We start from the raw sequence: 25,913 nt of genomic DNA on the forward strand, positions 1-25,913 counted from the left end.
TGTCCATGCACATTGTCTCCTGCCCAAGCTGCGGCGCCGAGGTCCGGTTCAAATCGCACGCCGCCGTCATGGCGGTGTGCGGGTTTTGCCGCGCCACCCTGCTTAAGGATGCCGAATCGGTCAAGAACCTGGGCACCATGTCGTCGGTGCTGGAAGACTATTCGCCGATCCAGATAGGCACCAGCGGCATCCTCGACGGACGCGATTTCACGGTGGTCGGGCGCATCCAGCTGCGCTACGCGCACGGCATGTGGAACGAATGGCATGTGCTGTACGGCGACGGCGGCAATGGCTGGCTGGGCGACTCGTCCGGCCAGTTCACCATGACGGCCGAGCGCAAGGTGCGCGAGGCGCTGCCTGCGTTCGACACCCTCAGGATCGCGCAGCCGGTGCGCATCAACGGCGAGAACTTCCTGGCGGCCGAGATCCGCAGCGCGGAGTGCATCGCCGGCCAGGGCGAGCTGCCGTTCCGGATTGGCGAAGGCTGGCGCATCCGGGTTGCGGACTTGCGCAACGGCGCGGCCTTTGTCACGCTCGACTACACCGACGGCGAAGTGCCGCTGGTGTATGCGGGCGTGGCCGTCACGCTCGACGAGATGCGCTGCCAGCTCCTGCGCGACGATGACCAGGTCAAGGCCGGCGCCGGGCGCTTTCGCGGCAAGGTCGATGCGCTCGATTGTCCGTCCTGCGGCAGCGCGATCAAGTACCTGCCGGGCATCACCACCACCCTGATCTGCCCGGCGTGCAAGGCGCAGCTGGACGCCTCCGGACCGCAGGCGAGCGTGCTGGCTGCCGGCGCCAAGACGGCGGCCATGCGCACCACCATCGAACTCGGGGCCACGGCCAACATCCGCGGCAGCGAGCACACCGTCATCGGCGCCATGGTGCGCGCCACCAGCGGCGCGGGCGCCAGCAAATGGACCGAGTACCTGCTGTTTTCGGCGCGCGGCGGCTTTTTCTGGATCGTCGAGACCAATGCCGGCTGGTTCCAGGCCAAGGTGATGCACCGCTGGCCGGCCTGGGATCCGGCGGCCGGCGAGGTGGCCAGGGCCGAGAACCAGGCCTACCAAAAGAGCGACAGCTACCTGGCGACCGTGGTGGCGGCGGCGGGCGCCTTCAACTGGCGCGTGAGCGTGGGCGACCAGGTGTTCGTCACCGAATACGAGAACACTTCCGGCACGCTGGCGGCCGAAACCACGCGCGAAGAAATGACTTGGTCGCGCTCGACCCGGCTGGCCTTCGACCAGATCAAGACCTGGTTCGGCGTGGCGCCGAAGGCGGTCGACGCCATGACCGCGACCGAGGCGGCGGCGCCAGGGGCGGGCACCCTGCAAAAATTCTTCTGGTGGCTGATCGGACTCAATGCGATCCCACTGATTTTCAATTTCAAGGAGACGGCGATCATCCTCGCCCTGACCCTGTTTCTGATCGCCGGGATGATCTTCTCTGGCGACGACAAGCAATGAAAAACAAACACTTTATCGGCGCGGTTTGCCTGACGATCGTCGCCACCATGACCAGTTGGGCCTTCATGTTCGATACCTCCTCCAACATCGGCAGCGGCAGGGGCGGCGGCAGCAGCTGGAGTTCCGGCGGCGGCAGTTATGGCGGCGGTTCGGGCGGCGGGCACAAATGAGCATGGGCGCGCATCGTCCGGCCGGCATTCATCTGCTGGCCGATTTCCATGGGGTCGATGCGGCGCTGCTGACGGCCGGCGCGGAGATCGACGCGCTGCTGCGCGCCGGCGCCGAAGCGGCTGGCGCGTGCATTTTGCACAGCCATTTTCATAGTTTTGGCGAGGCGATGGGCGTGACCGGCGTGCTGCTGCTGGCCGAGTCGCATATCTCGATTCATACCTGGCCTGAATACGGCTTCGCGGCGGCCGATATTTTCATGTGCGGCGACGCCCAGCCGCAGCTGGCGTTACAGGTGATTGAGCTGGCGTTCAAGCCGGTCTCGCGCGTGGTGCAGACCATCGAGCGCGGCGTGGCGCAGGTGCCGGCCGCTTAAGTCACGGTAAATCGGAACGTGCGGCGCAGGCGCTGCCCCGGCGCCAGGATCGTCAAGCCATGCCTGGCCGGCCCGCCCGCCATGTTGTGCGCGTTGATCAGGTGGTCCACCGGTTCGAAGCAGAAAAAATCCCCGCCGGCCGGCGCATACACGATGTAGTACCCGCCATCGGCCTCTATCGCCAGCGTCAAGCCGCTCTGCGGCCAGGCAATGCGCGCCTGGCCATCCCAGCCTTCGAACACATTGTCGACCGGGCCCTCGGGCAGCGCGCGTTCGCGCTCGAACGACCAGGCCTCGGGAATCGCCTGCGCGTGCGACGGCAGCTTGTCCGCCCCCGCCATCCACACCTTGCGCGCCCCGGCCTGCAAGGTGGTGCCGGCAGTGCGCGGCATCCACGGATGCAAACCCAGGCCGAAGGGCAGCGCCAGCGCGCCGGTGTTGCTCACTTCCAGCGTGACCAGCAGCGCATTGCCGCGCAGGGCATAGCCGAGCGAGGCGCGGTACGAGAACGGCATGCCGTCGCGGCGTTCGAGCATCAGCAGCACCTGGCTGGCCGACTGGAACGCCACCGTCCATGGCCGCTGCCAGCCTTCGCCATGCATCGGAAACGGATCGCCTTCGCGGTTCGGCGCGATGGCGTAACGCTCGCCGCCATACGAAAACCCGCCAGCCATGCGGTTCGACCACGGCACCAGCGGAAAGCAGGCCAGCTGGTTGGGACGCGGCGCGGCGTCGCCCGCTGCGCCCGCGTACGGGCGCAGCACCGGCACCGGGGCGTCGCCGCCGATCCAGTCCAGGCGCGACAAAGCACCGCCGAAACCCGGAAGGATCTCGGCGGACAGCTGCGCGCTGCGCAGGACCAGCGACGGCAGCTTAGTTATATTTCGGCCCGGTCAGCAGGAATGGCCCACCCTGGTAGGTGATGGCGAGGTCGTCGTCCGGCGCGTAGGTGCCGCTGAACGGGAACATGCCCTCGAACTGGGTCGAGCTGTCCTTGGCCACGAAGCCGAGATGGCGCGAATGGCGGTCGTCCCACCATTTGGCCTTGTTGTCGGAGACGCCGAAGGCGATGGTGTGGCCGACGCGCGCGGCGAACAGCGAGCAGCGCAGCGATTCGACCAGGTCGGCCAGGCTCAGGTAAGTGATCATCATGCGCGCGCTGCCCGGCTTGGGGAAGCAGGAGCCGATACGCAAGCACACGGTCTCGATGCCGAAGCGGTCGAAGTAGTAGCGCGACAGCGATTCGCCGAACACCTTGCTGATGCCGTACATGCCGTCGGGGCGCGGCGGCATCTCGGCGTCGACCAGGTCGGTGGTCTTGTAGAAGCCCATCGTGTGGTTCGAGCTGGCGAATACCACGCGCTTGACGCCGCACTTGTGGATCGCTTCGTACAGATTGGCCATGCCGAGGATGTTGGCCTGCATGATGGCGTCGAACGGCGCTTCGACCGAGATGCCGCCGAAGTGCAGTACCGCGTCCACGCCTTCCATCAGCGCCAGCACGGCGGCCTTGTCGGCCAGGTCGCACTGCACGACTTCTTCGCCCTCTCCGGCCGGGCCAATCTCGGCCAGGTCGGACAGGCGCACGATGTCGGCCCACGGTTTGATATGGTCGCGCAGCTGGCGTCCGAGGCCGCCGGCGGCGCCGGTCAGCAAAATGCGTTTGAAGGGTTTGCTCATAATCAGGTCACCGGTGCAGGATTGAAAAGGGTCAGGGCATTGTGCAGCTTCCAGTGTTCGGCCCAGGTCTTGCTGCCGCTGGCCACATCGAGCATCAGCTTGAACAGCTCCCAGCCGACGTCTTCGATGCTCGCTTCGCCACTGGCGATACGGCCCGCGTTCACGTCCATCAGGTCGTGCCAGCGGCGCGCCAGGTCGTTGCGCGTGGCCACTTTGATCACCGGGCATTCGGCCAGGCCGTACGGCGTGCCGCGCCCCGTGGTAAACACGTGGATATTCATTCCCGCCGCCAGCTGCAAGGTGCCGCAGATGAAATCGCTGGCGGGGGTGGCTGCGTAAATCAGCCCTTTCTGTTTGAGTTTTTCGCCCGGCGAGAGCACGCCGGTGATCGCGGACGATCCCGACTTGACGATCGATCCCATCGCCTTTTCGACGATGTTCGACAGCCCACCCTTCTTGTTACCCGGCGTGGTGTTGGCGCTGCGGTCGACGCCGCCGCGCGTCAGATAAGCATCGTACCATGCCATTTCGCGGATCATCGCCTCGGCCACCTCGGCGTTGACGGCGCGCGAAGTCAGCTGATCGATCCCGTCGCGCACTTCCGTCACTTCCGAAAACATCACCGTGGCGCCGGCGCGCACCAGCAGATCGGTGGCGTAGCCGACCGCCGGATTGGCGGTCACGCCCGAGAAGGCATCGCTGCCGCCGCACTGCACCCCCACCACCAGGTCGGACGCCGGGCAGGTTTCGCGCCGGCGCGCGTTGAGCGCCTTGAGCTGGACTTCGGCGGTGCGCATGATCGAATCGATCATCGACTGGAAGCCCACATGGCCGTCGTCCTGCAGGCAGACGTGCGCGGGGTCGGCGCCGGAGAGGATCGGGATCGAGCCTTTCGGGAACAGGCGCGCCGGCTGCAGTTTTTCGCAGCCCAGGCTGACCACCATGGCCTGGCCGCCGAAGTTCGGGTTCTGGGTGATGTTGCGCAAGGTGCGGATCGGGATCTCGGCGCCCGGCGCGTCAATCGCCACGCCGCAGCCGTAGGTGTGTTCGAGGCCGACCACGTCGTCCACGTTCGGGTAGCGCGGCAGCAGTTCGCTCTTGATGCGCTTGACCGCGTGTTCGACCACGCCGGAGACGCATTGCACGGTGGTGGTAATGGCCAGGATATTGCGCGTGCCGACCGAGCCGTCGGCGTTCTTGAAGCCCTGGAAGGTGTAGCCTTCGAGCGGCGCCATGACCGGCGCGGCGCGGGTGGCGATCGGCAGGCCTTCGAGTTCGCGCGCGGCCGGCATGCGCAGCACCGCTTCCGAAATCCAGCTGCCCTTGGGCAGGGCGCGGGCGGCAAAGCCGATCGTCACGTTATAGCGCGTGACCGGGTCGCCTTCGGCGAAATCGGCCAGGGCCACCTTGTGCCCCTGCGGCACCGCGTCGACCAGCACCAGCCCATCGGGAAACACCGTCCCCGCCGGCAAGCCGCCATCGTTGACCACGATGGCCACGTTGTCGGCCGAGTGCATGCGGATATGGAGCGGGGGTTTTTCCGGTGTCGTCATGTTGATAGCCTTGTCTGCCCGTACCCGCATACGCCCGGGAATGGCGGGCGCGATTGCGGTCGGTTTTGCTAAGTATGCCAGCAAACTTTAGAATCGGCTAGTCCAATTGTCGTTATTGGTCAGGCCAATTTAACTTTTCCACACAAAATGGTCAGGGTGGTCCGACCGCGTTCCGCGCTTGGCCGAAGCGGCCCGCAAGCCGATATAATTGCTGCCTGATTTGCAACAAGGCAGACACAATGACTCAAGCATTTTCGGGCATGCCCAAGGCGCTCGGCCACATCCGCGTACTCGATCTGTCGCGCGTGCTGGCCGGTCCCTGGTGCTCCCAGAACCTCGCCGATCTCGGCGCCGACGTGATCAAGATCGAACGACCCGGCGTGGGCGACGACACGCGCGCCTGGGGCCCGCCGTACGCGCGCGACGCCGACGGCAACAACACCAGCGAGGCCGCCTACTTCCTGACCGCGAACCGCGGCAAGCGTTCGGTCACGGTCGATATCGCCACCCCCGAGGGCCAGGCGCTGATCCGCGACCTGGCGCGCGAGGCCGACGTGGTGCTCGAAAACTACAAGGTCGGCCAGCTGAAACGCTACGGCCTCGATTACGACAGCCTCAGGGAGATCAAGCCCGACCTGGTGTACTGCTCGGTGACCGGCTTCGGGCAGGACGGGCCGTATGCGCACCGCGCCGGCTACGACTTCCTGATCCAGGGCATGGGCGGGCTGATGTCGGTTACCGGCGAGCGTGACGACCTGCCCGGCGGCGGTCCGCAAAAGGCCGGGGTGGCGCTGACCGACCTGATGACCGGCATGTACGCCACCGTGGCGGTGCTGGCCGCGCTCACGCACCGCGACCGCAGCGGGCAAGGCCAGTACATCGACATGGCGCTGCTCGACACGCAGGTGGCGATGCTGGCCAATGTGGGCAGCAACTACCTTAACAGCGGCAAGCCGCCCAAGCGCTGGGGCAATGCGCATGCCAACATCGTGCCGTACCAGACGTTTGCGTGCGCGGACGGGCATATCATCGTCGCCACCGGGAACGATGGGCAGTACCGCAAGTTCGTGGAAGCGGGCGGACGCGACGATTTGCTGAGCGACCCGCGCTTTGCCACCAACCCGCTGCGCGTGCAGCACCGCGACGTGCTGGTGCCGCTGCTGGCCGGGATGGTCGCAACGCGCACGCGCGGCGAGTGGATTGCGCAGCTCGAAGCGGTCGGCGTGCCGTGCGGGCCGATCAACGATGTCGGTGAAGTGTTCGAGAACGAGCAGGTGAAGGCGCGCGGCGTGGCCATCGAGATGGATCATCCGGCGGCGGGCAAGGTGAAGCTGGTGCGCAGCCCGATGAAACTGTCGCTCACGCCGGCGCAGGCCGATCTGCCGCCGCCGATGCTGGGGCAGCATACCGATGAAGTGCTGCGCGACCGGCTGGGGCCCCGCGATGAGGCGCGCGCGCCGCCCCGGGCCACGGGCGCGAGCTCAACCCCCCGTCGTCCCCGCGCCGGGCGCGGGAACGACGCGCTCAGGCGGCCTTCAGGCCGGCCGCCTCGATCGGCGCCAGTCCGCGCAAGCGCAGCGCCATCGCCAGCGCCAGTCCGAGGGCCAGCGCCAGCAGCGCGACCACGCCATTCCAGCCGGCCGCGCTCCACACAATCCCCGACCCCGCGCCGATCACGCTCGATCCGATATAGTAGAAAAACAGGTACATCGCCGACGCCAGCGCCTGCGGCGCCCTGGCCCGCCGCCCCACCCAGCTGCTGGTGACCGAATGGGTCCCAAAAAAACCGAACGTGAACAAACTCATTCCCGCCAGGATCAGCACCAGATGGCTGGACAGGGTCAGCAGCAGCCCGGCCAGCATGATCACGGTCACCATCCACAGCACATTGCGCCGTCCGATGCGGTCGGCCAGGCGGCCGGCCCACACGGAACTGAACATCCCGATCAGATACAGCACCGACATCGCCCCCACCGCGCTCTGGCTCAGGTTGAACGGCGCGGCCAGCATGCGGTAGCCGATGTAGTTATACAGGCTCACGAACACGCCCATCACCAGGAAACCCAGCGCGAACAGCCACGGCATGCCGTCGTCGCGCAGATGGGTGCGGGCGCCTTCCAGCAAACCACGGACGCCCGGCTTGCCGCCCCTGAAATTCTGCGATTCCGGCAGGCTGCGCGCGAACTCCCAGGCCGCGACCAGGCCGGCGGCGCCCATCGCACCGAGCGCCAGGCGCCACGAGTAATGGTCGCTGACGACCGAGGCGATCACCCGGCCCGCCATGCCGCCCAGCGCGGTGCCGCTGATGTAGAGGCCCATCGACAGCCCGAGCGACGGCCCTTCGATCTCCTCGCTCAGGTAAGCCATGGCCACCGCCGGCATGCCGCCCAGCGAAAAGCCGAGCAAGGCGCGCAGCACCAGCAATTGAAAGTAGTTCTGGGCGACGGCGGTCAGCACGGTGAAGACGGCGGCGGCCACCAGCGCGAACGTCATGAGCTTCTTGCGGCCGATGCGGTCCGACAGCGCGCCGCTGATCACCAGCGACACCGCCAGCGCCAGGGTGGCGATCGACAGCGACCAGCTGCTCTGCGCCGGCGTGAGCGCGAACTGGTGCGCCAGCAGCGGCATCAGCGGCTGCACGCAGTACAGCAGCGCGAAGGCGGAAAAGCCGCCGCACAGCATGGCGCGGTTGATGCGCTTGAAAGCGGGGGAAGCGGCGGTAACGGCGCTGGAAGACATGATGGACAACCCGAAGTGAATAGACTGGGATCATCTTAGGTTTGCGCTTTTATACTGTCCAATATATATTTATGGCGTTACTTATACATCGAATCGATTACAGATAATGGAATTTCGCCAGCTTCGCTACTTCATCGCCGTGGCCGAGGAACTGCATTTCACGCGCGCCGCCGAGCGCCTGCACATCGGCCAGCCGCCGCTGAGCCACGCGATCCAGATGCTCGAAGCCGACGTCGGCGCGCAGCTGTTCGAGCGCACCAAGCGCTGGGTGAGGCTGACCGAGGCCGGTAAACTGTTCCTGGACGATGCGCGCCGCATCGTGGCCTTGTCGGAGCAGGCGGCCAGCACCGCGCGCAGGGCCGAGCGCGGCGAGGCGGGCGAACTGCGCATCGGGTTCACGTTCTCGACGCCGCTCACGCCCTTGTTTGCGAACGTGATCAACCGCTATCGCCAGCAGTATCCGGCAGTAACGTTGACCCTGCACGAAATGGCGACCGTGCCGCAGCTCGACAAACTGGCGCGGCGCGAGCTCGATCTGGGCTTCGTGCGCCCCCCGGAAAATGGGCTGCCCGAGAATATCGGCTTGACGGCGCTGCGCGAAGATCCGCTGGTGGCGGTGCTGCCGACCGGGCTGGCCCTGGCGCGCAAGAAAGCGATCGCGCTCAGCGAGATGGCCGAGCTGCCGTTCGTGATGTATCCGCACAGCGCGGGGACCGGGATCTATCCGCAGATTTTCAGGTTGTGCCGGGATGCCGGGTTTGTGCCGAGGGTGGAGCAGACCGCGGGGGAAGCGTCGACCATCATCGGGCTGGTGGCGGCGGGATGCGGGGTGTCGGTGCTGCCAGGGTCGTTCGAGCGGATCAGGATGGATGGGGTGTGTTACCGGCCGCTGCTCGATGCGGGAGCGACCACCACCTTGTTGCTGGCGCAGAGGAAGGGCGAACATGCGCCGCTGGTGCAGGCGTTTCTGGCGTTGGCGAGCGAGGCGGCGCTTTGATTCGCCCCACCCGCTTCCTCGGCGGGAATCCATAGCACCTTTGCTCACAGGTGCTATGGATTCCCGCCTTCGCGGGAACGACGGTTTCAAGGGCTAGTGGTACTAATTACAGAAGCTACAGAAGCGCCTAACCGTAGTCGGCATCCAGCTCCGAGCCCGCATAATTTTCGAACTCGGCAAACAAGGTCTTCATCGCCGTGCGCGTGCGGATTTTTTGAATGACCGTGCAGTTGGTGCGGTACGATTCAATCCGCTCCGCGATCACCGGCTGATGCTGCGCCGGCACCTGCTTCATCAGCGCCGCCCAGCCCTCTTCGTAATCGGGCTTGTTCTTGCGGACCGATTTGACCAGGCGCTCAAAATCGGCCTGCCCGGTGCGCGCCACGATGCGCCCGCCGCCTTCGATCGCAAAAATGATCGCGACCGCAATCACGCCTTCCGCATTCAGGTCGGCGTCGTTGATCGGCCCCGCGTAGTGATGGCGGCGCAGCCAGCCGGCCGCGCGCACGATCGCCTGCACCGCCTTGCGCTGCTTGTACTGGACCTCGAATTTTTCGAACCCGGCCCAGTTCTGGTACGGATCGGCGGCGCAAATATCGACGAACAAATCCTTCAGGCGCCGCTGCGCGTACACCGGGTCCTGGTCGTACTCGCCCACCAGCGAGTCTTCCGGCAAGGCGGCCAGATCGCGCACCATGCGAAAACCCGTCTGGAACGCATGCTCGGCGCCTTCGTCGATCAGGAAATCGAGCGTGGCATCGTCGTCTTCTTCGCCCAGTTCGTGCTCGAGTCCCAGCGACACGCAGCCCACCGTCAGCAGCAGGGCCTTCTGGATGCCTTCGGCGGTGCGGTCGTTGGTGAACTTTTCGGCCACCATGGCGGTGATGCCGGCCAGTTCGTCGGCCAGGATCACCGACTCGTCGCCGATCGCGCGCGCGGACAGGCAGCGGATCGCCCGCACCAGCCGCGGCAGGCGTTCGACGACGATGGCCGGCAGCATGTTCTGCGCCGCCTCCATCACGAGAAGATTCCCGTGCCGATGCTCTTGCGCGCGCCGCGCTTGGGCACATTGCTGCGCGAGGACGGCACTTGCTTGCGCAAGCGGTACAGCAATTCCTTGGTGCTGCGCATCAGGAACTGCTGTTCTTCGTCCGGGTCGTCGGTGTACTCGGCGTCGGCAATGTCGCCGCTGTGGCGGAAGTCGGGGAACAGTTCGAACAGGGCGCGGTCCCAGCCATCTTCGCTGGCCTTGGCCAGTTCGATCGCGAGCGGCGCCACGTCGCTGTCGGACGAAGTCTGGCTGGTGATGTACGGGCCCTTGGCCAGCACTTCGCCAGCCAGCTCGAGCATCTCTTTCGGCGCCATCGAGAACAGGATCGCGAACACGGTGGCGCCATGGTCGGTGGCCGAGGCTTCCGACAGCAGCTCGGCGCGGCGCTCCGGGTCGTCGGCCGAAAAGACGATGCCGTGCACGTGCGCGAACAGGGTTTCGGCGACGCGCTCAGGGTCGTCTTCGATCATGTCGTCCGACCAGGTGGCGGCGAAAAACGCCAGGCTGTCGGCCCAGGCCTTGGGCGGCACAAGCAGGGTCGCCAGCGAGGTCTTGCCGCCGTCGAAGCCGGACAAATGCAGGGCCGTGACCTGCGGCGCGAGCGTGGAGAGCACCTCGACCACGGCCAGGTCGCCATGCGTCTCGACCGCTTCCGAAAACGCCTGCTCGGCATGCGACAGCGAACCGGCCAGTACCAGTTCGCTGATCTGTTTCGACAGCGCGGGCAGATTGCTGTTGTCGCTCATGCTCAATCTCCTTCCTTATCGAACATCTGGGCGAAGTCGTCGGTGACGCCGTCGTCTTCGTCGTCGTAGCGGTCGTCGCCGTCATCGTCGCGCGAGAGCTGTTCGAGCGACTCGTCGTCCTCGTCCCACAGGCGCGGGTGCTTGAACAGGAAGGCGGTGATGATGGCCTGGCGCGCCAGTTCCGGATGGTTATCGGTCATGGCCTTGTACATGGCTTCGGCATCGCCTTCGCAGGCGGCCATGGCGAACACGTTCTCGGGGCTGCCGCCTTCGTAGTCGCCCGCTTCCACCAGCAAGCCCTTGGGATTGCTGAAGGTGATGTGGTCGACCAGCGCGAAGCTCATCATGTTGACGTCTTCGATGCCGCCGCCGCTGGTGTATTCGCCAACCAGCGCACTGACCATCATGTCGTAGTTCTTGCGGTTCGGCGGGTCGCCCAAAATGCCGTCGATCTGGCCGCCGAGTTCACGCGACTGGTAGGCAAATTCGGGATGTACTTTTCTCATTTTCTGATCCTGTTGGTAATGCGTATGAAGCGCGGAGGCACGGCGCACGCGGCAGGCGCGCGCCATGTCCGAAAGTTGGGGGCGGTGCTTACGCCGGCAAGGTCACGCCGTTCAGGCTGAACAGCGAACGCCACAGGGCGAAAGCCTCTTCTTCCGCATCGATGATGATGCGGTGGTTGACGCTCTGGTTGTATTCCTCGCGCCTGGCCGGGTCGGACAGGATTTCGTAAGCCTTGACGATGCTCTTGAAACGCACTTCCGCACCGGGAGCGTCGTTGCGGTCCGGATGGAAACGCATCGCCAGCGAGCGGTAAACCTTCTTGATCTCGTCGTCGGTCGCATTCGGCGCCACGCCGAGGGTGGTGTATAAATTGTCCACGGGAAACTCCTGCTGCCGAAACTGTAAAGCGAGATTATCCTATAGAACGGGATCAAAGGGGCGGAACGCGGCGGCCGGCGCCGGGACAGGCGCCCTTTGACAGCGATAGCGACTCCTAATTGCGTTAAAATGACACAACCTTATCATTCGCAAAGCATCCCTCCATGAGCAACGAAAAAAACCCTGCGGCGCCGGCTGCGCATGCCCCGTCGCCGAACTTCCTGCGCGCCATCGTCGAGAACGACCTGGCCGCCGGCGCGCACGTCCGTGAGGGCTTGCCGCCAGTTATCACCCGCTTCCCGCCGGAGCCGAACGGCTACCTGCACATCGGCCACGCCAAGTCGATCTGCGTCAACTTCGGCCTGGCGCGCGACTACCAGGGCCGCTGCCACCTGCGTTTCGACGATACCAATCCGGCCAAGGAAGAACAGGAATACGTCGACACCATCATCGACAGCGTCAAATGGCTCGGTTTCAGCTGGGAACAGCAGGGCCAGGACCACCTGTACTACGCGAGCGACTATTTCGAGCGCCTGTACGCCATGGCCGAGTACCTGATCACGGCCGGCTACGCCTACGTGGACAGCCAGAGTGCCGACGAGATCAAGAAAAACCGCGGCAACTTCGGCACGCCGGGCACCAATTCGCCCTTCCGCGACCGCACGCCCGAGGAATCGCTGGCGATGTTGCGCGACATGAAGGCCGGCAAATACAAGGACGGCGAACACATCCTGCGCGTCAAGATGGGCGCCGATTCGATGGCCTCGCCCAATATGACCAACCGCGACCCGGCCATCTACCGGATCCGCCACGCGCACCATCACCGTACCGGCGACGCCTGGTGCATCTATCCGATGTACGACTTCACGCACCCGATTTCGGACGCGCTGGAAAACATCACCCATTCGGTCTGCACGCTCGAATTCCAGGACCACCGCCCGTTCTACGACTGGCTGCTGGCCACCCTGGCCGAGGGCGGCTTCTTCAAAAAGCCGCTGCCGCGCCAGTACGAATTCGCGCGCCTGAACCTGACCTACGTGGTCACCAGCAAGCGCAAGCTGCGCGAGCTGGTGGAAGAAGGCATCGTGAGCGGCTGGGACGATCCGCGTATGCCGACCATCGTCGGCCTGCGCCGGCGCGGCTATACGCCGGAATCGATCCAGCTGTTCTGCGAGCGCATCGGCGTGTCCAAGGCCGACGGCTGGATCGACATGAGCACGCTGGAAGGCTGCCTGCGCGACGATCTCGACCCGAAAGCGCCACGCGCCACCGCCGTGCTGCGTCCGTTGAAGTTGATTATTGATAACTTTCCGGAAGGCGAATCGGTCGAATGCAGCTCGCCCGTGCACCCGCACTTTCCGGAGCGCGGAATGCGCACTTTCCCTATCACGCGCGAGCTCTGGATCGAGCAGGACGACTTCATGGAAGTGCCGACAAAAGGTTACTTCCGGTATTTCCCGCCGCTCGGCGACGCCCCCGGCAGCCGGGTTCGCCTGCGCCACGGCTACGTGACCGAATGCACCGGTGTCGACAAGGATGCCGATGGGAATGTTACCGCCGTTCATGTGAAGTATTTCGAGGACAGCAAATCGGGCACCGAAGGTTCGAACACCTACAAGGTCAAAGGTAACATTCACTGGGTCAGCGCCGCCACTGCCCTGGAGGCCGAAGTGCGCCTGTACGACCGCCTGTTCACCGAGCCGCAGCCGGATGCCGGCGGACGCGAATGGAAGCCATTCCTCAATCCGAAGGCGCTGGAAGTGGTCACCGCCTACCTGGAACCGGGCATGAGCGCGGCCGAGCCCGATCAGCGCTTCCAGTTCGAGCGCCACGGCTACTTCGTCGCGGACCGTGTCGACTCCACGCCTGGCACGCCGGCATTTAACAGAATTACTACTCTGAAAGATAGCTTCGCTAAATAACTGTTGCCCCGAAGCGACACTTTCGTCCCCTCCAAACCCCGCCCCGGCACTGCCGCGGCGGGGTTCTTTCTATATTCAGACTTTTCCGATCTCCATACCTATCAGTCTAAATAGGTATTATGACAACTAACTTCCGGTTAATGTGGATCAAACACTGCATCGCCATTTGCGGCTACCGAAAGGAATGCAACGCGCCATGCTTACTATGAAGACAACGATAAAAGCATTCTCGACGGCTCGGCCCGCCCTCTGGGTAGGTCTGCCCTTTTCCCTGGCGGTGGGCATGGTGCTTTACCTTGCCACCGCCAATTCTATTGAAACCGACTCGCGCGCCCGCTTCGCCGGCCTGGCGCAAAATGCCCGCAACAACATCAACGCCCGCATCAAGTCGTATACCGACGTGCTGCGCGGCACGGTCAGCGTGTTCCAGATCAGCGAGCCGCTCACGCGCCGCCAGTTCCACGGCTACGTCAACGGGCTGGGACTGGCGCGCAATTTTCCTGCCATCGAAAGCATCAATTTCGCCCAGATGCTGCAGGACGCCGACCGCGAAGCCTTCCTGCAGCGCGTGCGCAAGGAACGCGCGGCCGACGGCGCCGAGGCGGAGGAGTTTTCCATCAAGCCGCCCGGGCGCCGCCCTTCCTACACGGTGGTCACCTTCGCGGAGCCGGAAGAACGCTGGGCCGCCACGCTCGGCTACGACCTGTTGACCAATCCGCTGATCGTCGGCACTCTGGGCGAGCTGCGCGACACCGGCAAGCTGTTCACCTCGGGCTTGCCGATTTCCTTCATTTCGGGACCGAACCGTACCGGGCTCGGCATGCGCCTGCCGGTCTACCGGCCGCATGCGCCGACCGCGACCGTGGCGCAGCGGCGCGCCGCCTATCTGGGTACGGTCGGGATCGCCTTCAGCGTGCACAAGCTGGTGCAGGGCGTGATCGACGAAGTGCCGATCAAGAATGTGCGCATGATGCTGATCGATAACGCCATGGGGCCGGACAAGTTGAGCGGGCGCGTGTTGTTCGACAGCGGCGGCGACGCCTCGCCCCTGCCCTCCCTGCTGGCGCCCAAGCACTTCAATGCGACCCTGCCGATCGACTTCAACGGGCGCCAGTGGGACGCCACCTTCACCGTCTCCGCCAACGAGCTGTACACGGGCTTCGAGGAATTCGCGCCATGGCTGGCGATGATGGCCGGCTCGGTCAGCTCGATGCTGCTGTACGCCCTGTTCCATGCGCTGACCTCGTCGCGCCGGCGCGCCATCAAGATGGCCAAGGGCATGACGCGCGAACTGCGCGACAGCCAGGCCAAATTGCAACTGTCGCACCAGAACCTGCGCCGCCTGGCGGCCCACGCCGACCAGATCAAGGAAGGCGAGCGCAAGCGCATCGCGCGCGAAATCCACGACGACCTCGGACAAAACCTGCTGGCGCTGCGGATCGAAGCGGACATGCTCAGTTCGCGCACGCGCGAGCGCCATCCGCGCCTGCACGCGCGCGCCCGTTCCACCCTGCAGCAGATCGATGCCACCATCAAGAGCGTGCGCCAGATCATCAACGACCTGCGTCCGAACGTGCTCGACCTGGGCCTGTCGGCGGCGGTCGAGTGGCAGATCGCCGAATTCAAGCGCCGCACCGGCATCGCCTGCGAACTGATCGACGAACCGAAGGAAGTGGCGCTCGGCGACCATGCGGCCACCGCCTTCTTCCGCATCCTGCAAGAGTCGCTGAGCAACATCGTGCGCCATGCGCAAGCCACCCGGGTCAGGGTCGAACTCAAGCTGAGCGGCAACCGCCTGTCGATGACCGTCAGCGATAACGGCATCGGTTTGCAGGCGAACGAACGGGCCAAGGTCGGCTCGTTCGGCCTGGTCGGCATCGAGGAGCGCATCAGCATCCTGGGCGGCTCGTTTTCCATCGCCAGCGATGCCGGAGAAGGGACGACGGTCTGCGTGAGCGTCCCTTTGCACAATGAACCGGCGCGTGGCCACGCCACCGGCGCACCCAGCAAAACCGAATCGCATGCCGCGTTTGTCTGATGAAGACGGGCATTGTCCTAAACAGATTCCTCCTGTATGGCCTGCGGCACAGTCAGTGCATCCGCGGTGCACTAGGAATATCCCCCGAGCAATGATTGAGCTAAGTCAACAAGTCGGTCGCGGACCGGCGCAACATCCTCAAACAGTAACGGAAATCAATGTAATCGGACAATTGATTGACCGTAAGAAAGAAAGGAGACAGGCAGTCAGCAGCACCGGCAATATCCGCAAGTCCAAACAGGGAATGTAGTCACTAAACCAATCACAACTCTACAAAAGAGGCTTAATCATGATGAGCAACGACGCAATCAAAGCAATTTCAGAACTCGATCTGGACCCGATCAAATTCAAGCTCACGCATGCCGAATCCGGCGAAGGCTGGTCGCAGGAAAAGGCCGATGCGGTGGAAGTGGAATATCGCCGTTTCCTGTATCTGATGAAGGCCTTCCCTGAAGACGAAACCGCGCCGATGATTGAAGTCGACATCTTCTGGCACTACCATATTCTCGACACGATGAAATACGCGAAAGATTGCGAGCACGCGTTCGGCTACTTCCTGCACCACTATCCGTATGTCGGCATGAGCGGCGAAGAAGAAGATACGCAGCACCTGCAGGACTGCGGCAACCGCATGCGCGACCTGTATGAAAGCACCTTCGGCGAAGTGTACGGCGCCCGCGCCGCCGCCTGGTGCACCCGCACCGTGGAAGCGGCAGCGCCGCTGGAAGCTGCCGGCGCGCAATCGGCCTGGTGCACACGCACCGCCACCGAAGGTGAAACGGCGGTATCGGCCGGCGCCAAAGCCGCATGGTGCACCCGGACCAACGCCGAAGCAGCCAAAGCCGCCTGGTGCACGCGTACCACGACCGACAGCGCCAAATCGGCCTGGTGCACCCGCACCACGACCGACAGCGCCAAAGCCGCATGGTGCACCCGCACTGTGACGCCAGAGGCAAAAGCCGCCTGGTGCACCCGCACCACCACCGACAGCGCCAAATCAGCATGGTGCACGCGCACTGTGACGCCGGAGGCAAAAGCCGCCTGGTGCACCCGCACCACCACCGACAGCGCCAAATCAGCATGGTGCACGCGCACTGTGACGCCGGAGGCAAAAGCCGCATGGTGCACCCGCACCACGACCGACAGCGCCAAATCCGCCTGGTGCACGCGCACTGTGACGCCAGAGGCAAAAGCCGCATGGTGCACCCGCACCACCACCGACAGCGCCAAATCCGCCTGGTGCACGCGCACTGTGACGCCAGAGGCAAAAGCAGCATGGTGCACGCGCACCGTGACGCCAGAAGCCAAAGCGGCCTGGTGCACACGCACCAGCACGGAGGCGGTGAAATCGGCGTGGTGCACCAGGGCCATGCCTGCGGCTGTGCAATCAGCCTGGTGCACGAGGGTCGCGAGCGAGCCAACGATCGTCACGGCAGCCACGTCGGAGCTGCTGCTAGCGATCAGCAAGGGCGTCGCGCAGCCGGCTTGAACACGTCAGGCCACGCGCAATACTGGAATGAGTAAGGCACTGCCGCACGCACAGTGTGCGCCACGCCATGGTCCGGCAGGCATGGCGGCTGCCAGTTCCGCACACGGGCTCTAAATCGGAAAACGAAAGCCGACGCGCTGCACAGCGGATCGGCAATCCCAAGGGGCACGCGGTGCCCCTTTTCTTTTGGCTCGCCTCAGGCGTTGAGGCTGATGCTCACCGCCGGCACGCCCATCATCGCGCGCAATTCCCGGATACTGAAATCGCTGATCTCGTGCATGCGCAGCAGGATGGTTGCGCCGATCGGCAAGGTGCGGTGGCGAATTTTACTGATCACAGGCGGCGCAACTTCAAGCGCGCGCGACAAAGCCGCATCGTTCTTGAGCTGCAAGCGTTCGATGATGGCATCGAGCACCTTATTGGGATCGTAAGTCGGTTCTTCTGGAAATCTGCGGTTGGTCATGAATTTAAGTCTCTCGAAATTCGCGCCCGTGGCATATTCGCCAGGGCACTGTCTTTACAGTCGATTAGTAAGCGGCAATGGCAAAAACAACCCGAATATGCGGCTGCTTCGGCATAGGATTGCATCATACACCTAAGTGTTGACATTCGCTCAACCAACAGAACTTAAACTCAATACACTTTGTATTTAAGGCAATATTTGGTGAGATTGTGACCGGCGCGCAGCGCGCCGCACGGGCGCAAACAGCCAGTCCAGCGCGATCTGCGTGGCCAAACGGCTGTAGTTGGTGGGAATCAGATAGAATTCGACGAGCAAGCGCTCACTGTCGTTCGGGACCAGGCGCCAGCCGAGCTGGCGGCGGATCTCGTCTGGCGGCGGCGGCGGGCGGCGCGCGCCCTCGCGCCGGGCCATGTAGGCACGGACTTGTTCTTTGCTGGGCTGGATGATCCGATGCGGCACGGCGGTAGGCACAAGTGAGCAATTGAGAAACGACATCGCACACGATACGACCAAGCCGCGTCCAGAACTTGACGGCCGTCAAACGAGCGCCAGTATTTGCCCATTGACAGCCGGGTTCCTGCCCTATTTCTTCTGGCTGGCCAGATACAAGGCCTTGGCATCCTGATGCGCGCGGTCAACGGTGCGCATGGCTTCCTTTTCGTCATGCTCGACGAAAAATTCGGCGTCCTGCGCCTTTACGACCAGCTTGATCGCGGCGGCATCGCTCAGGTTGTACTTTTCGGTGATCAGGGTGGTTACTTCGTCAAGATATTCTTCGTAGGTCATCGCGCTTCCTTAGTGAGGACCGTCATTTTACCAGCGCCATCGCCGCCACCGCCGGCGCCACTTGCGGATAGCGCAGGCGCACGCCCAGTTCCTGCTTGATGCGGCGGTTGCTCATGCGGCGCGACTCGGACATGAACGACAGCAACATAGGCGATACCGAAGCAACTAGTTGCGATCTCGCAACGCGCGGCGGGCGCGCCATGCCGAAGGCGTCGGCCACGGTATCGAAATAATCGGTCATTTTCATGTGGGTATCGTCGACCGCATGATAAATGCGTCCTGGCAATGTCCTGTACAAGGCCAGGGAGACAATGCGCGCCAGGTCGTCGGCGTGGATGTGGTTGGTGAAAACGTCTTCCGAGGCCAGCAGCGCCGGCGTGCCCTGCTCCAGGCGGCGCAGCGGCAGGCGGTCGCGCGCATAGATGCCGGGCACGCGCAGGATCGCCAGGCGCGCGCCGCTGCGGGTCGCCCAAGCGCGCAGCACCCGTTCGGCATCGACCCGGCGCTGGGCGCGCGCATTGCGCGGGGCCACGGTGCGGGTTTCATCGATCAGCGCGCCGCCGCAGTCGCCGTACACACCGGTGGTGCTGATATACACCATGCGCGCGCCGGGCGGCAGCACCGCGCACAGCTTGCGGGTGCGCGTATCGAGCGTTCCTTCGCTCGGGGGTGGCGCCATGTGCACCACCCAGTCGGCCAGGCCGGCCAGGCGTTTCAGGCTGGCCGGCCGGTCCAGGTCGGCAATGATGGGAATCGCGCCGGCCGCGCGCAGCTCGGCGCAGCGTTCGGCGTTGCTGGTCACGGCAAACACGCGAAAGCGCGCGCGCACCAGCGGCAGCAGGCGCATGCCGACATCGCCGCAGCCGAGAATCAGGAGGCGCGGCCGTTTGAAGGATGAAATGGTGATCATGTGAATGGATGGTTATCGATGGCGTAGCCGGACAATATACAAGATAAGGGCGCAGCTGGTGCCGGGGACCGGCGGCCTGTTGCACGCGGCGCTGTCGGGAGTGCATGTAAAATACCGGCAACCGTCGATCGCCGCGGCAAAAGCCGCAGCAACAGTGCAATCGACCCCGATTATGTAGCTTTGATTGATGATGACGATATGACGTTTCAGATTACTGTCCAGCCCAGCGGCCACCAGTTTGCCTGTGAAGCGGACGAAACCGTGCTGGCGGCGGCGATCCGCGCCGGCGTCGGCCTGCCCTACGGCTGCAAGAATGGCGCCTGCGGCTCCTGCAAGGGCAAGGTTGTGTCCGGCACGGTCACGCACAAGGCGCACCAGCAACGCGCTCTGAGCGAGGAAGAACAAGCCCAGGGATTTTCGCTGTTCTGCTGCGCCATCACGGCGGCCGATCTGGTGATCGAAGCGCGCGAAGTGGGTGGCAGCACCGATTATCCGGTGCGCAAGATGCCATCGCGCGTGGCCAGCATCGAAAAACCGGCGCCGGACGTGGCCATCGTCACCCTGCAACTGCCGGCCAATGAAGCGCTGGCCTACCGTCCCGGCCAATATATCGAATTCATGCTGCGCGACGGCAAGCGGCGCAGCTACAGCATGGCCAGCGCGCCCAGCCAGGGCGGTCCGCTGACCTTGCACATCCGCTACATGGCGGGCGGGCTGTTCACCGAGCAAGTATTCAACACCATGAAGGAGCGCGACATTTTGCGTTTCGAGGGTCCGTTCGGCACCTTTTACCTGCGCGAAGAGTCCGACAAGCCGATCGTGCTGCTGGCCTCGGGCACCGGCTTCGCGCCGGTCAAGGCGCTGGTCGAGCACCTGATTCACCTGGGTTCCACCCGTCCGGTCAGCCTGTACTGGGGCGGACGGCGGCCTGTCGACCTGTACATGAACGCGCTGTGCGAAGAATGGGCGGCCACCCTGCCCCACTTCAGCTACGTGCCGGTGGTCTCGCATGCCTTCCCGGAAGACCACTGGACCGGGCGCACCGGCTACGTGCATGCCGCCGTGATGCACGACTTCCCCGACCTGTCCGGCCATCAGGTATACGCCTGCGGCGCGCCGGTGGTAGTCGACGCCGCGCGCCGCGAGTACGTCGAGCAATGCGGGCTGCCCGCCGACGAATTCTACGCCGACGCCTTCACCAGCGAAGCCGACCTGGCCTGATCCGGGCCACGCCCCCCCCCGGCCCACACCGGGGTCAGAGCTCTGACTCGAAACATTTCCTACACGCCAGCCGCGGTCCACACCGGGGTCAGAGCTCTGACTCGAAACATTTCCTACACGCCAGCCGCGCCAACCGGGGGCTGACCTCTGATTGGCAATAAATTGCTTAACCGCAGGCTCTACCCGGCCTGGTCACGGCTACAAGCCCCGTTTTTTTGACCATGCGCATCAATACCGGCACTTTACCGTCTGATCAGCAACTCATGTCTAATCAGAGCTCAGACCCCGGTGATGGGGTTTAGGAATTAATTGCAAGTCAAAGCTCTGACCCCGGTTGTAGGATTATTTACGCTTGACCGCGCTGGCGTCGAACTGGTCGCTGTTCTTGCCGGTCACGCCGCTGTAGAACTGCTGGATCTCGGCCATGTCGAGCGCGATGTCGCCCGTGGTCTGGAACATGCGCCCGATCCCGCCTGTCTTGCGCTTGAAGTCGAGGAAGGCCAGCGCGATCGGTACGTTGGCGCCATGCGCAATGTGGTAAAACCCGGTCTTCCAGTGCGTGACCTTGCCGCGCGTGCCTTCCGGCGCGACAATCACCGCCAGCCGCTCGCGCTTGGCGAACGCGTCAATCGTGTTCTGCACCGTGTTGTTCGAGGCCGTGCGGTCGATCGCTATGCCGCCCAGCCAGCGCGAGAGCCAGCCGATCGGCCATGTGAACAGACTCGACTTGGCCATCCAGTACACCCGCAGCCGCAAGGCGAAACACACCATCAGCGTGACCGGGAAATCCCAGTTGCTGGTGTGGGGCGCGGCAATGAGCACGTACCTGGAATAGCCGGCAATCTGCTCCGGCGTCAGCCCTTCGGTACGCCAGCCCATCAGCCGCAAGGTCAGGAGGGAAAAACCTCTCATCAGGGTGTTGACGACAGGGGTATCAAATATGGTCTTCTGCATAAAACAATAACGGCAAGGAGGGGGCACAGCCAGCAGGGTCGGGAAACATCGGGCACAATACAACGTTGATGGTTCTAGAAAGAATCATTTTACCCTACCTGCTTAGCCCCGCCCCGAAAGTTCCTATGTCCGTGATGTCGCCGTCCAACGGTTTCAGTGTTTTGCGCAACCGAAATTTCTCGTTTTACCTGGCGGCGCGCGTGTTGGGGACCCTGGCGGTACAGATGCAAAGCGTGGCGATCGGCTGGCAGGTGTACCAGATGACCGGCAGCCTGTTCGACCTGGGCCTGATCGGCCTGGCCCAGTTCGCCCCTTTCCTGGTGCTGATTTTGCTGGCCGGCCATACCGCCGACCGCTACAACCGGCGCCTGATCATCATTCTGTGCCTCATCACGCAGTTGCTGTGCGGTTCGCTCCTGCTGGCCTTCACCGTGAGCGGGATCGCCGTGGTGTGGCCGGTGTTCGCGGTCCTGGTGCTGTTCGGCAGCGCGCGCGCTTTCATGATGCCGGCCACCCAGGCGGTGCTGCGCAATATGGTGCCGAACGAGAGTTTCAGCCAGGCTGTCGCGCTCAGTTCGTCGGCCTTTCACGTCGCCGTCATTGTCGGACCGGTGCTCGGCGGCTTGCTGTACATCGCCGGGCCGGCGACCGTGTACATGGCGGCCGCCGCGCTGCTGGTGTTGTCGGTGATCCTGATGACGCTGACCAAAAGCGCGCCGCAGGCGGTCAACAAGGAGCCGGCCACCTGGCACACGGTGCTGGAAGGATTGCGCTTCGTGTGGTCGCGCCCGATCATGCTGGGCGCCATTTCGCTCGATCTGTTCGCGGTGCTGTTCGGCGGCGCCACGGCGCTGCTGCCGGCGTACGCGCACGATGTGCTGCAGGTGGACTCGGCCGGCCTGGGCCTGCTGCGCACCGCCCCCGGCGTCGGCGCCGCGCTGTGCTCGGTGCTGCTGGCGTTCTATCCAATCCGCCGCCGCGTCGGCGCGTGGATGTTCGGCGGCGTGGCCGTGTTCGGCCTGGCTACCCTCGTGCTGGGCTGGAGCGCGAGCTTTCCGGTCGCGCTGGCGGCCCTGTTCCTGCTCGGCGCGGGCGATATGGTCAGCGTCTACGTGCGCCATCTGCTGGTGCAGTTCGAAACGCCGGATGAAATCCGCGGGCGCGTGAGCGCGGTCAATGCGGTGTTCATCGGCGCGTCCAACGAGCTCGGCGAATTCGAGTCGGGCCTGACCGCCGGCTGGTTCGGCCTGACCCGCGCCATCCTGTTCGGCGGCGCCGCCACCCTGGCGGTCACGGCGATCTGGATCTTCAAGTTCCCGGTGCTCTCGCGCATGGACCGCTTTCCCCATCACGACAAGGAAGCAGCGGAAGAGGCCGCCGCGCGCGATGCCAAGGCCGGGGCATGAGCCTGGCCGCCCATCTGCACGCCTTCGGCGCGCGCGCGCCGCTGCCGGGCGATGCGCCGTTCCTGGCGCGCCTGTACGCGTCGACGCGCCAGGACCTGCTCGGCAGCGGCCGCGCCGATCCGACCCTGGCGGCCTCGATCATGTCGATGCAGCAGCGCCTGCAAATGGCCGGTTACCGCGCGCGCTTTCCCGATGCCCTGTATCTGATCCTGCAGGAGGGCGGCGAGCCGGTGGCGCGCATCGTCGTCGACCATGGGCCGCTGGCGCTGCGCCTGGTCGATATCGCCCTGCTGCCGCAGGCGCGCGGACGCGGCACCGGCAGCGCGCTGCTGCGCGCGCTGCAGCAATGGGCGGCCGCTCATCAACTGCCGCTGACCTTGTCGGTGCACCGCGGTAACCCGCAAGCGCGCCGTTTGTACCTGAGCATGGGCTTCGCCATCGAGCGCGCCGACGAGCACGCCGACGCCCTGCGCTGGCAGCCCGCATGACCCGATTTCATTTGCACTGGGCAATATCAACGAAAGGTGTAATATAGGACTGTGCTTAACGAAGTGCCAACCCTGGCGTGGCGCAGCAATGCGCGCAAGCCGCACATGCAGGTCAACAAGGGGTTGTGCGAGTACCTTTATGAACAGCCGGGAGTGAGCTTATGCAAATCAACATCAATACCGATAAAACGATCGAACGTCATCAAGGCCTGGACGATCATGTGCAATCCGTGGTCTCGGCCGCCGTCTCGCGTTTTAGCGAACACATTACCCGTGTTGAAGTCCACCTCAGCGACGAAAACAGCCAGAAATCCTCCGACGGCGGCAATCGCTGCCTGCTCGAAGCGCGCGTGACCGGCTATCAGCCGATCGCGGTCAGCGACCACGCGGTCAGCTTGCACCAGGCCATCAGCGGCGCTGCGGACAAACTCAAGCGCGCCATCGACAGCGCCCTGGGCCGTCTGCACGACAAGCAGCTGCACGCCACGCCGAAGCTGGTGCCTGAACCGGACGAAGTGAACGAGTAATTGCCTGACAATCGGGCCAGCGCCTGCCCCCGCGGCAGGCCGGCCTGAGCCAGCGCGAGGCAACACCGGCATGGCACATCCGCTGCCCAGCTCAGAACATCTGCGCCGACTGCGCCATGGCGCGCAGGTAGCGCAAACCAGCCAGCGAACGGCTGCCATACCACGACATCATTTCACCATCGACCAGATGGACCGGCTTGCCGATCTGCTTTTCCAGCGCGTCCGCGTGGACCTCGGTGAAGCGGTAGGGCTCGGTCGACAGCAGCACGCCGTCAATGCGCGCCACCAGTTCCTCGGACCAGGTAAAGCGCGGGTAGCGCGTCGCATCGCCCAGTTGCGGCACGCTCCAGCCGATTTCGGCCATCATGCGGGCGATATAGGTATCGGCCGAAATGCTCATCCACGGATCTTGCCAGATGCAGTACAGCACTGTCGCCGGGCGGCCTTTGGGCAGCGCCTGCAAGGCCGCGTACTCCGCTTCAAAGTCGGCGCACCAGGCTTCGGCCTTGTCTCCGGCGCAAAAAATCCCGCCCATCAAGCGCGCCAACGCCAGGTTGTCGCGCGGCGCCAGCGGATGGGTGACGACGATGTTCGGCACGAATTCGGCCAGCGCCTCGACCGTCGGCTTGTCGTTTTCGTCGATGTTGACCACCAGATGGGTGGGTGCGAGCTTGCGGATCTTTTCCAGGTTCACATCCTTGGTGCCGCCGATCTTGGCGATCGACGCCACCTGCCCGGCCGGATGGATGCAAAAGCCGGTGCGCCCGACCAGTTGCCCGGCCAGGCCGAGGTCGCACAGCAATTCGGTAATCGAGGGCACCAGCGACACGATCCGTGCCGCCGGGTCCGGCGTGTGTTGGGTGCCAAGGGCGTCGGTGAAGTGCATGATAGGGATGGTTCAATTCGAATGACGCTATTGGAACACTGATATGATGCAAACGCCAATGGTTATAGCGGCGCATACTTGACCGGAGAGACTATGTTGGAACAGATCGGCACCTTCGCAGCATCGAGCTACACCATCCGCGACCTGCATTTGTTCCGCGACATCGACGACGAACAGATCGCGCAAGCGCTGGCCGAGTGCGCCGTGATCCGGCTCGACACCGGCGCCACGGTCGAAGACAGCAACCGCGCGCGCCTGTACATCGTGCTGCGCGGCGCGCTGGCGGTCGAGGCCGACACCCGCAACGGCATGGCCGACGGCACCGTCAGCAAGATCTTGCCGGGCGAGAGCGTGGGCGAGCAATCGGTGCTGGACGAAGCGGCCAACCTGGCCTCGATCAGCGCGCTCGAAGAAACCGAGCTGCTGGTCATCGAAGGCGAACTGGTGTGGAAGCTGATCGACCAGTCGAACGGCCTGGCGCGCAACCTGCTGCGCCTGCTGTCGTTCCGCATCCGGGCCGCCAACGCGCTGCTGCGGCGGCGCCAGAAGCTGGGCGAATTCTACCGCCAGCTGTCGATGAACGATGGCTTGACCGGGCTGTACAACCGGGCCTGGATGAACGACATGCTGCCCAAGCTGATCGCCACCGCGCACCGTGCCGGCACGCCGCTGGCGCTGGTGATGCTCGACCTCGACCACTTCAAGCTGTTCAACGATACCCACGGCCACCTGGCCGGCGACGATGCCCTGCGCGCGGCGGCCGATGTGATTTCGACGGCGCTGCGCCCGTCCGATTTTGCGCTGCGCTACGGCGGCGAGGAACTCATGGTGATCCTGCCCGAAACGCCGGAAGCGCTGGCCGTGATGGTGGCCGACCGCCTGTGCGCGCGCATGCGCGAAGCGCCGATTTTCCGCGACATGCGCGTTCCCCTGCCGCACATCACTGCCTCGTTCGGCGTGGCCTTGCTGGAGCCGGGCATGGATGACAGCGCCCTGATCGCAGCGGCCGACGCCGCCTTGTACCGCGCCAAGGATGGCGGACGCAACCGCGTTTCGCGCTGAAAGCACGCCCCACGGGGCGTCAATCTGTGTACCATATGGGTCCGCCCCTGCCGCCGTCGAGATTCTGACCGCAACATTCAGAACCGTCATTCCCGCGCAG

At 64.3% G+C, this 25,913-nt stretch carries 26 protein-coding genes and 1 pseudogene; 13 read left to right on the forward strand and 14 right to left on the reverse strand.

The genetic code is table 11. From position 1 onward, the window contains the following. The first annotated feature begins 5 nt into the window (after positions 1-5). The 3 genes from F2P45_RS19670 to speD are packed head-to-tail and all read left to right on the forward strand — an operon-like array spanning position 6 to position 2,010. The gene (locus F2P45_RS19670) at positions 6-1,466 is read left to right on the forward strand and encodes a DUF4178 domain-containing protein (RefSeq protein WP_166878890.1); all 1,461 of its coding nucleotides are present in this window, start codon (positions 6-8) and stop codon (positions 1,464-1,466) included. Next, positions 1,463-1,636 (forward strand): hypothetical protein, encoded by a 174-nt coding sequence (locus tag F2P45_RS19675; protein WP_166878893.1) that lies wholly within the window; start codon positions 1,463-1,465, stop codon positions 1,634-1,636. The genes F2P45_RS19670 and F2P45_RS19675 overlap by 4 nt, the downstream gene beginning before the upstream one ends. 2 nt (positions 1,637-1,638) lie before the next feature. Next, positions 1,639-2,010, forward strand: coding sequence for an adenosylmethionine decarboxylase (gene speD / locus F2P45_RS19680; RefSeq protein ID WP_370663285.1), 372 nt, complete (start codon positions 1,639-1,641; stop codon positions 2,008-2,010). Here the strand turns inward: speD and F2P45_RS19685 are convergent. The 3 genes from F2P45_RS19685 to garD are packed head-to-tail and all read right to left on the reverse strand — an operon-like array spanning position 2,007 to position 5,243. Beyond that, positions 2,007-2,891: an aldose 1-epimerase gene (locus tag F2P45_RS19685; RefSeq protein ID WP_166879044.1), complete on the reverse strand. Its 885-nt coding sequence runs from the start codon at positions 2,889-2,891 to the stop codon at positions 2,007-2,009. The two genes, speD and F2P45_RS19685, sit on opposite strands and share 4 nt — an antisense overlap. Further along, complete coding sequence (locus F2P45_RS19690) at positions 2,884-3,690, reverse strand: NAD-dependent epimerase/dehydratase family protein (protein ID WP_166878898.1); 807 nt, start codon at positions 3,688-3,690, stop codon at positions 2,884-2,886. Before F2P45_RS19690 ends, F2P45_RS19685 begins: the two co-directional genes overlap by 8 nt. A gap of 2 nt (positions 3,691-3,692) precedes the next feature. Then, a complete protein-coding gene (gene garD / locus F2P45_RS19695; protein ID WP_166878901.1) occupies positions 3,693-5,243 on the reverse strand; it encodes a galactarate dehydratase in 1,551 nt (516 codons plus the stop codon). 260 nt (positions 5,244-5,503) lie between these two features. Here garD and F2P45_RS19700 point away from each other — a divergent pair. Further along, a pseudogene (locus F2P45_RS19700) lies at positions 5,504-6,718 on the forward strand (CaiB/BaiF CoA transferase family protein); the annotation flags it as partial. A gap of 49 nt (positions 6,719-6,767) precedes the next feature. Here F2P45_RS19700 and F2P45_RS19705 read toward each other — a convergent pair. After that, on the reverse strand, positions 6,768-7,982 hold the full coding sequence (locus tag F2P45_RS19705; protein WP_166878904.1) for an MFS transporter: 1,215 nt from the start codon (positions 7,980-7,982) through the stop codon (positions 6,768-6,770). A 106-nt stretch (positions 7,983-8,088) separates the two neighbouring features. Here F2P45_RS19705 and F2P45_RS19710 point away from each other — a divergent pair, with 106 nt between their 5' ends. Next, on the forward strand, positions 8,089-8,979 hold the full coding sequence (locus tag F2P45_RS19710) for a LysR family transcriptional regulator (RefSeq protein ID WP_166878909.1): 891 nt from the start codon (positions 8,089-8,091) through the stop codon (positions 8,977-8,979). Between the two features lie 127 nt (positions 8,980-9,106). On the opposite strand, the gene F2P45_RS19715 is transcribed toward F2P45_RS19710, so the two are convergent. The 4 genes from F2P45_RS19715 to F2P45_RS19730 form a co-directional block, all read right to left on the reverse strand. Further along, positions 9,107-9,979 carry a hypothetical protein gene (locus F2P45_RS19715; RefSeq protein WP_166879046.1) on the reverse strand — a complete coding sequence of 291 codons (873 nt, stop codon included), beginning with the start codon at positions 9,977-9,979 and terminating at the stop codon, positions 9,107-9,109. A gap of 17 nt (positions 9,980-9,996) precedes the next feature. Then, positions 9,997-10,776 (reverse strand): hypothetical protein, encoded by a 780-nt coding sequence (locus F2P45_RS19720; RefSeq protein ID WP_166878911.1) that lies wholly within the window; start codon positions 10,774-10,776, stop codon positions 9,997-9,999. 2 nt (positions 10,777-10,778) lie between these two features. Then, positions 10,779-11,282 carry a hypothetical protein gene (locus F2P45_RS19725; RefSeq protein WP_166878913.1) on the reverse strand — a complete coding sequence of 168 codons (504 nt, stop codon included), beginning with the start codon at positions 11,280-11,282 and terminating at the stop codon, positions 10,779-10,781. Positions 11,283-11,370: 88 nt separating this feature from the next. Beyond that, positions 11,371-11,661 (reverse strand): J domain-containing protein, encoded by a 291-nt coding sequence (locus F2P45_RS19730; protein WP_166878916.1) that lies wholly within the window; start codon positions 11,659-11,661, stop codon positions 11,371-11,373. 164 nt (positions 11,662-11,825) lie between these two features. Between F2P45_RS19730 and F2P45_RS19735 the strand changes: the two genes are divergently transcribed. The 3 genes from F2P45_RS19735 (at position 11,826) to F2P45_RS19745 (ending at position 17,110) form a co-directional block, all read left to right on the forward strand. Continuing rightward, complete coding sequence (locus F2P45_RS19735) at positions 11,826-13,583, forward strand: glutamine--tRNA ligase/YqeY domain fusion protein (protein WP_166878918.1); 1,758 nt, start codon at positions 11,826-11,828, stop codon at positions 13,581-13,583. Between the two features lie 283 nt (positions 13,584-13,866). Continuing rightward, positions 13,867-15,621: a sensor histidine kinase gene (locus tag F2P45_RS19740; protein ID WP_229505181.1), complete on the forward strand. Its 1,755-nt coding sequence runs from the start codon at positions 13,867-13,869 to the stop codon at positions 15,619-15,621. Between the two features lie 289 nt (positions 15,622-15,910). Further along, entirely contained in the window at positions 15,911-17,110 is a 1,200-nt protein-coding gene (locus F2P45_RS19745; protein WP_166878924.1) for a glycine-rich domain-containing protein, read from the forward strand. A 196-nt stretch (positions 17,111-17,306) separates the two neighbouring features. Here F2P45_RS19745 and F2P45_RS19750 read toward each other — a convergent pair whose 3' ends face one another. The 4 genes from F2P45_RS19750 to F2P45_RS19765 form a co-directional block, all read right to left on the reverse strand. After that, entirely contained in the window at positions 17,307-17,573 is a 267-nt protein-coding gene (locus F2P45_RS19750; protein ID WP_166878927.1) for a hypothetical protein, read from the reverse strand. Between the two features lie 186 nt (positions 17,574-17,759). Then, entirely contained in the window at positions 17,760-18,068 is a 309-nt protein-coding gene (locus F2P45_RS19755) for a hypothetical protein (protein WP_229505182.1), read from the reverse strand. Positions 18,069-18,155: 87 nt separating this feature from the next. After that, a complete protein-coding gene (locus F2P45_RS19760) occupies positions 18,156-18,359 on the reverse strand; it encodes a hypothetical protein (RefSeq protein ID WP_166878928.1) in 204 nt (67 codons plus the stop codon). A gap of 22 nt (positions 18,360-18,381) precedes the next feature. Continuing rightward, a complete protein-coding gene (locus F2P45_RS19765; protein WP_166878931.1) occupies positions 18,382-19,269 on the reverse strand; it encodes an SDR family oxidoreductase in 888 nt (295 codons plus the stop codon). A 198-nt stretch (positions 19,270-19,467) separates the two neighbouring features. Here F2P45_RS19765 and F2P45_RS19770 point away from each other — a divergent pair, with 198 nt between their 5' ends. Then, a complete protein-coding gene (locus tag F2P45_RS19770) occupies positions 19,468-20,490 on the forward strand; it encodes a CDP-6-deoxy-delta-3,4-glucoseen reductase (RefSeq protein ID WP_166878934.1) in 1,023 nt (340 codons plus the stop codon). A 342-nt stretch (positions 20,491-20,832) separates the two neighbouring features. Here F2P45_RS19770 and F2P45_RS19775 read toward each other — a convergent pair whose 3' ends face one another. Then, positions 20,833-21,444: a lysophospholipid acyltransferase family protein gene (locus F2P45_RS19775; RefSeq protein ID WP_166878936.1), complete on the reverse strand. Its 612-nt coding sequence runs from the start codon at positions 21,442-21,444 to the stop codon at positions 20,833-20,835. Between the two features lie 125 nt (positions 21,445-21,569). On the opposite strand from F2P45_RS19775, the gene F2P45_RS19780 reads away from it, so the two are divergent. The 3 genes from F2P45_RS19780 (at position 21,570) to F2P45_RS19790 (ending at position 23,865) form a co-directional block, all read left to right on the forward strand. Further along, positions 21,570-22,850 carry an MFS transporter gene (locus F2P45_RS19780; protein ID WP_166878939.1) on the forward strand — a complete coding sequence of 427 codons (1,281 nt, stop codon included), beginning with the start codon at positions 21,570-21,572 and terminating at the stop codon, positions 22,848-22,850. After that, on the forward strand, positions 22,847-23,338 hold the full coding sequence (locus F2P45_RS19785; protein ID WP_166878941.1) for a GNAT family N-acetyltransferase: 492 nt from the start codon (positions 22,847-22,849) through the stop codon (positions 23,336-23,338). Before F2P45_RS19780 ends, F2P45_RS19785 begins: the two co-directional genes overlap by 4 nt. 161 nt (positions 23,339-23,499) lie before the next feature. Next, positions 23,500-23,865 carry an HPF/RaiA family ribosome-associated protein gene (locus F2P45_RS19790; RefSeq protein WP_166878943.1) on the forward strand — a complete coding sequence of 122 codons (366 nt, stop codon included), beginning with the start codon at positions 23,500-23,502 and terminating at the stop codon, positions 23,863-23,865. A 91-nt stretch (positions 23,866-23,956) separates the two neighbouring features. Here F2P45_RS19790 and F2P45_RS19795 read toward each other — a convergent pair whose 3' ends face one another. Next, entirely contained in the window at positions 23,957-24,751 is a 795-nt protein-coding gene (locus F2P45_RS19795; RefSeq protein ID WP_166878946.1) for a helical backbone metal receptor, read from the reverse strand. Positions 24,752-24,847: 96 nt separating this feature from the next. On the opposite strand from F2P45_RS19795, the gene F2P45_RS19800 reads away from it, so the two are divergent. After that, entirely contained in the window at positions 24,848-25,813 is a 966-nt protein-coding gene (locus F2P45_RS19800) for a GGDEF domain-containing protein (RefSeq protein WP_166879052.1), read from the forward strand. The last annotated feature ends 100 nt before the right edge of the window (positions 25,814-25,913 follow it).

Source organism: Massilia mucilaginosa (assembly GCF_011682145.1).
GTDB lineage: Bacteria > Pseudomonadota > Gammaproteobacteria > Burkholderiales > Burkholderiaceae_D > Telluria_A > Telluria_A mucilaginosa.